General features: G+C 63.2%; 6 protein-coding genes. 2 read left to right on the plus strand and 4 right to left on the minus strand.

The genetic code is table 11. From position 1 onward, the window contains the following. Nucleotides 1-420 precede the first annotated feature (420 nt). The gene (locus E3T48_RS16535) at nucleotides 421-924 is read left to right on the plus strand and encodes a hypothetical protein (RefSeq protein WP_134525107.1); all 504 of its coding nucleotides are present in this window, start codon (nucleotides 421-423) and stop codon (nucleotides 922-924) included. Nucleotides 925-931: 7 nt separating this feature from the next. Here the strand turns inward: E3T48_RS16535 and E3T48_RS16540 are convergent, their stop codons facing one another. From E3T48_RS16540 to E3T48_RS16555, 4 genes are all read right to left on the minus strand, one after another. Next, the gene (locus tag E3T48_RS16540) at nucleotides 932-1273 is read right to left on the minus strand and encodes a helix-turn-helix domain-containing protein (RefSeq protein ID WP_134525108.1); all 342 of its coding nucleotides are present in this window, start codon (nucleotides 1271-1273) and stop codon (nucleotides 932-934) included. Nucleotides 1274-1344: 71 nt separating this feature from the next. After that, entirely contained in the window at nucleotides 1345-1620 is a 276-nt protein-coding gene (locus tag E3T48_RS16545) for a hypothetical protein (RefSeq protein ID WP_134525109.1), read from the minus strand. A gap of 139 nt (nucleotides 1621-1759) precedes the next feature. After that, nucleotides 1760-2377 (minus strand): helix-turn-helix domain-containing protein, encoded by a 618-nt coding sequence (locus E3T48_RS16550; protein ID WP_134525110.1) that lies wholly within the window; start codon nucleotides 2375-2377, stop codon nucleotides 1760-1762. A gap of 57 nt (nucleotides 2378-2434) precedes the next feature. Then, nucleotides 2435-3055: a primase-like DNA-binding domain-containing protein gene (locus tag E3T48_RS16555; RefSeq protein WP_166789786.1), complete on the minus strand. Its 621-nt coding sequence runs from the start codon at nucleotides 3053-3055 to the stop codon at nucleotides 2435-2437. A gap of 1696 nt (nucleotides 3056-4751) precedes the next feature. On the opposite strand from E3T48_RS16555, the gene E3T48_RS17680 reads away from it, so the two are divergent. Beyond that, nucleotides 4752-4856, plus strand: a 105-nt coding sequence (locus E3T48_RS17680) for a transposase (protein WP_478213396.1), incomplete at its 3' end; no start/stop codon positions are given.

Raw genomic sequence — 4856 nt, forward strand, 5'->3', positions numbered from 1 at the left:
ACAAACATCATCGCCCACCCGCAAGGATTAACACGGACCCATGCCGAAAGCAAAGAACCACGCCGACGAACCTAAAATAAACGCGACTGTAGTACTAGCAGTCCCTGACCGCCGCGTACGTGCAATTCGACTCGCACGAAACCGCAAGTCGTCGACACGAACGCGCACCTGCGCGACGATGCCGCCAAACGATTGATTGCCGCTTGAACGACCGTTCTACGTGCCGCGTGAGCAAGAACCTTAAGTCCAATAGTACGGATAAGTGCGATTATCGGGGGTAAAAAACCAGACCCTTGAAGTGAGATGAGGCTGCGCAGAAAAAGGGGTCGGGGGACCTTCAGTCGAAGGCTAATTGTCCATGCCCAGTGCACGCAGACAGCGAGCCAGCGTTGAGAGCAGTGCTTCCAGTAGGGTGTGCGGGTGGCATCCAAAGGCAGCAAGTCGTCGCGGCGAAGTACCGCGCCGCAGCCGAAGACCAAGCCGTCGCCGTCCGATGTCCACGACATCATCTACTTCCAACGACACAAGGACGATGACCCGGCCATGCCGGCGCCTGGCCGCGCTGAGTTGCTCAGCTGGCCAGACAGCGTCCGAGCCAAGGTGTTCGCCGTCGCGGCGGCTGTCGCCGGAGCACCGCCGAATCGTTTCTCCGGTGGCGGGTATTGGGAAGCCATGCACGGCAATATGACGGGCTGGTACGAGATTCGCCTCGACGGGCCGGGGCGCGAGCACTTCCGCTTGTTCTGTCAGCTTGACTACGACGCCCTCGACAAAGACGGCGCCCCGGTGGGCAAACCCTATCTAGTGATCATCGACGGCCGGCGGAAGGCTTTTCGGACCACTCTTGCCGAGAGCGAGTATGCGAAGATCCGAGCGCTCGGCATCGAGTACCGCAATCGCAACAAGCCACGATCGGCAATCTAACCAGAGGTCAGGCTGCGGCTTTCCGCATCGGCTCTGTGATCTCGAGGCGTTCGGACTTGGTCATCTTCTCAAGCGTCACCCGGAATCCGAGCGTGGCCGCAACCTCGACAAGAGTCGACACAGTCGGGTTGACAGTGCTGGCCGTGAGCAGGCGGCGCACGGCGGCGGCCTGCATTCCTGCCGCACGCGCAATCTCGGCCCTGGTGAGCCCCTCGGCCTCCGCGGCATCATTCAACGCGTTAACGAGCGAGTCGATCGTGCGGATGCGAATCGCTTCACCGGCGTAGGCGCGCGCGAATTCAGGATCTTGTACGTCGTTGGAGACGTCGTCCCAGAATGCCCCAGTCATGATTCCTTCTCGATCGGCTTGGCCAAGATAGCAAAAACGCTAGCACGTACCATTTATGTTACACCGAGATGTCAACCGCTGGGTAGCACCGCTGGGTAGCGCAGCGGCACCTCGCCGGCCAGGCTTCGACGATAGGACGCGTCGTGATCGTCCGCGCGGCTCTCGCGGTGAGTAACCGCGATCATGCGGTCGTTGGTGCCGGCGCACGTCGCGCAGTGCTGCGGCGTGCTCGAGAATCTGCTCGCGTAGGCGCGCTGGGCGCCGCAGTCGTCGCAGATCCAGGTTCCGCACGCGCGGCAGGCTGGGGTTTCGCTCTGGGGCGCTGGTGGTTCGATGACGTTGGTCATGGAGTCCTTCCGGGCAGGTGTGTCGAGACACGAGCCTTCTCATGCACGGAGCGCGCGTTCGTCAAAAGACGGGTGCGGACGGCATTTCGGGTAGAGCGGGGAGCCCGCGCGCGAAGATGATCCAGCTGGTCGCCGGGCACTAGACGCTCTCCAGGGTCGCAGCCTCGATCAGGATGCCGCGCCTGAGAAACTCAGCGGGGACCGCGGTTTCGTCGACGGGAATGTCGTACTCGCTGGTTCGCGGCGCCCAGAGTGCGCTACTGCTGCCTGAGGCGCTGGCTGCGCTGGCGAAGACCCAGTCAGGCACCGGCAGAGCGTCCGCACTGAGGCGGTATTCACAGAGCGCAGCGATCGCCGCGTCCCAGTGTGCTGAACCGGTGGATGCCGGCTCGGTCAGAGTGAGACCGACCCGGGTAGCGCCGCGTTCGGCCTGGAGGTTGTCGGCGAGCTGGAGGAAGCGCCGGAAGGCCGAGGCTTCTCGCTTGACGACGTCAGTGCTGCTGGCGTCGTCACTTCCGACGAGGTCGCGACGGATGTCGGCGGCGATACGTGCTGCATCGCTGCGCACAGTGGGGATCGTGACCACGCTATGACGCGTGGCGCGCAGGAGGGACTCCAGGGTTGCGAACGTCGGCTCGCGCTTGCCGTGCTCGATGAGGGAGAGCGAGGATCCCGCGATTCCCGATCGCACTGCGAGTTCAGTCTGGCTGAGGCCACTGGCTGCCCTCGCGGCGGACGCGAGAATCGTTGCGCTCATGATTGACACCACCTTTTACTAAGTAGTAAAGATTCTAACAGCTGGCGACCGGCGGCGCTAGCTGAGGTCACGGGTGGGGCCCGGCGCCCGCATGGTGGCACTTCGGCGGAGGCCGTACTGGGGGCTCCCGGCGCTACCTTCAGTGCCGGCGCCGGCGTTCCCAGCAGCCGCACCAGACCAGCCGGGCACACGGGACGCCAGAGGCTCAGCCGCGTCCATCATGGAGCCGACGCGCGAGCGCACGTAGACCCAGTCGCCCGATGGGGTCGCGGCTGCTTTCAGGCGCCGGGTGAACGCCTTCTTCGGAAAGGGCGTGTCCGCGCGGAACTCCTCGCTCATCCACTGCGTGTAGAGCGGGTGGAGGAAGTCGACCGGGAGGAAATCCCAGGCGAAGCTGTCCTCGAATTCGTGCCAGAACGCGAGCACGTGCTCGTCGGCAGGGGCGAGAGAGGAACCATATTGCTGACGCGCAGCGGCGGCCGAGGAAGCCCTGAGCGCATCGGCGACGGCCTGCCAGGTGTGGTTGCTCTGCGGATCAGTGCGTAGTTCGTCGACGCAGGAGCGGATGAGCTCGTCGATGCAGTCGCGGGCGGTTCTGAGGGCGACGAGTTCGTCGAGGGAGGCGGGGCGCTGTGGGCTCACGCAGCGGAGTTCACCGATGGCGAGGCCGCGATTCATGACTGGGGCCGCCAGGACCAGATCGACTGGGGAGAGCATCCTGGCATCTACCAACGCGGGGCGCCGCCGTTATCGCAGCGATACTCAACGACCATGTTGCACGGTGCAGTTTCCCACCACGTCCCAGAACCGCTCGTTGAGCGAGCGCACCGGACTATCAGATACTTGGCCCTCGGCAGCCTCACCGGGTTCGCCATCCCAGGCAAAGGACGGCGATGTCCTGATCTTGCTCCTGGTCAACTGGCCCGCGGCCTGACGCCGCTGGAGAAATGAATGTTCAATAGGGGCGGTACCTGACCAAGCTCGGACCACGCGATGGCCCCTCAGGCCGCCCCATGTCTCTATCCAAGAGCCCTGCTTGCTCAGAGGGCGGCCACGGGGCAGCCGCTGTCCAGTCGCCGGTCCGATGCCCATCAGGCTCAAGCGAGCGAGGACGCGTACCTAAGCCGTCGCTGCCATGCTGAAGCCAGCTCGAGGCCGACAAGGAGACCAACCAGGCGACTACTGTCGTGTCGACTGGCGTCTCCAAGTGGTCCGTGCCAGACAGACGATAGGCGACAGGCGAAAGGCCGGGAGCGGGCGCCGTTGCACGGCTGTCGCGATGACCCGAGACGAGCTCGGACAGGGCTGAAGTCGCTAGGAGAGGGGAGCACGGCATAGCCGGGCTCCGCGCTGAATGAAGTGTCAGGGCAGCCGCGTGCCCGCGGCTGCGACGAGGTGAAACGAGCATTGAGTCAAAGGGTGAAACGCGCTCTGCGTCGCTGCGCTCCATGGCTGTTGACACGGTGCCACGGCACCGAAAACCTTGTCAACAGCCCAACCCCGCCTTTTCAACGGAAATGGATGCCACTGTTAACAACCCCTAGTGCTGTTGACTGCGTCAACAGGGTTGTGAACAGATGGGCTGAATCATCCATTTCCGCTGATACATCAGCAATTATGACCACGATCCTCCGCTGGAGCTCCGGATGCGAGGGAGAGAGGGAAAGGGCATAAGGGTTCGTGGCACCTCGCTTCGTTTTCATTCCGCTGCGCTACATGGAAATCTTGTTTGGTGGTCGGCGTAGCCGACACGAATTTGGGTGCCCCAGGGTCTCTCGCTTCGCTCGGTCCCCGTGTCTTCCCACCCTCGTCGCTGTGCTCCTTGGGCCCTTACTGCGTCGCTGTGCTCCTTGCCCGCCCAATCCCCACTGGGGGTTGTCGGGTGCCTTGCTGGCGGCGCCTCTCCTCCGCTGCCGCCGCTGCGTCCTTCGCCCCCTGGTCGCGGACGCCGCTAGGCAAACCACATACTCCGCCGGGGGAGATCCGGCGAGTGGACTCGTGTCCTAATCGCGCCCGGAGCAAGACAGACGTCCACGAGCCGTTGATGGACTGACCATTGATTCGGATGCCGCTCGACGCAGATCACAGGATCGTGGCCTTTCAGATCAACTCGATCGTCCAATCTGGAGGAGCAGGCCTGCCTTTCAGTGCGGAGCACGTGGGGAGGTGGTGGAGCTTGGTGCGCGGTTACATTTCGGCATGACTCGTTGTAACGAAGAAAAACCCAGTTCAGACGGCAGTTTTACCCCTTAATTTCCTCGTTACAAACATTGCCTCCCTCGCAACCACGCGAGGGGATGGCTGATTGGGACTGCCCCCGGTTTGGTTGACTCCGGACCTGTGGAGATTCGTCTTCGCTGGAAGGATGTTCATCATGCCCAAGCCCTACCCACCCGAGTTCCGCCGCGACGTTGTCGCCGTGGCCAGGAAGCACGAAGCACCGCTGAACCAGATCGCGAAGGACTTCGGGATCTCGGAG

This window comes from Cryobacterium fucosi, from assembly GCF_004403515.1.
GTDB classification, from domain to species: domain Bacteria; phylum Actinomycetota; class Actinomycetes; order Actinomycetales; family Microbacteriaceae; genus Cryobacterium; species Cryobacterium fucosi.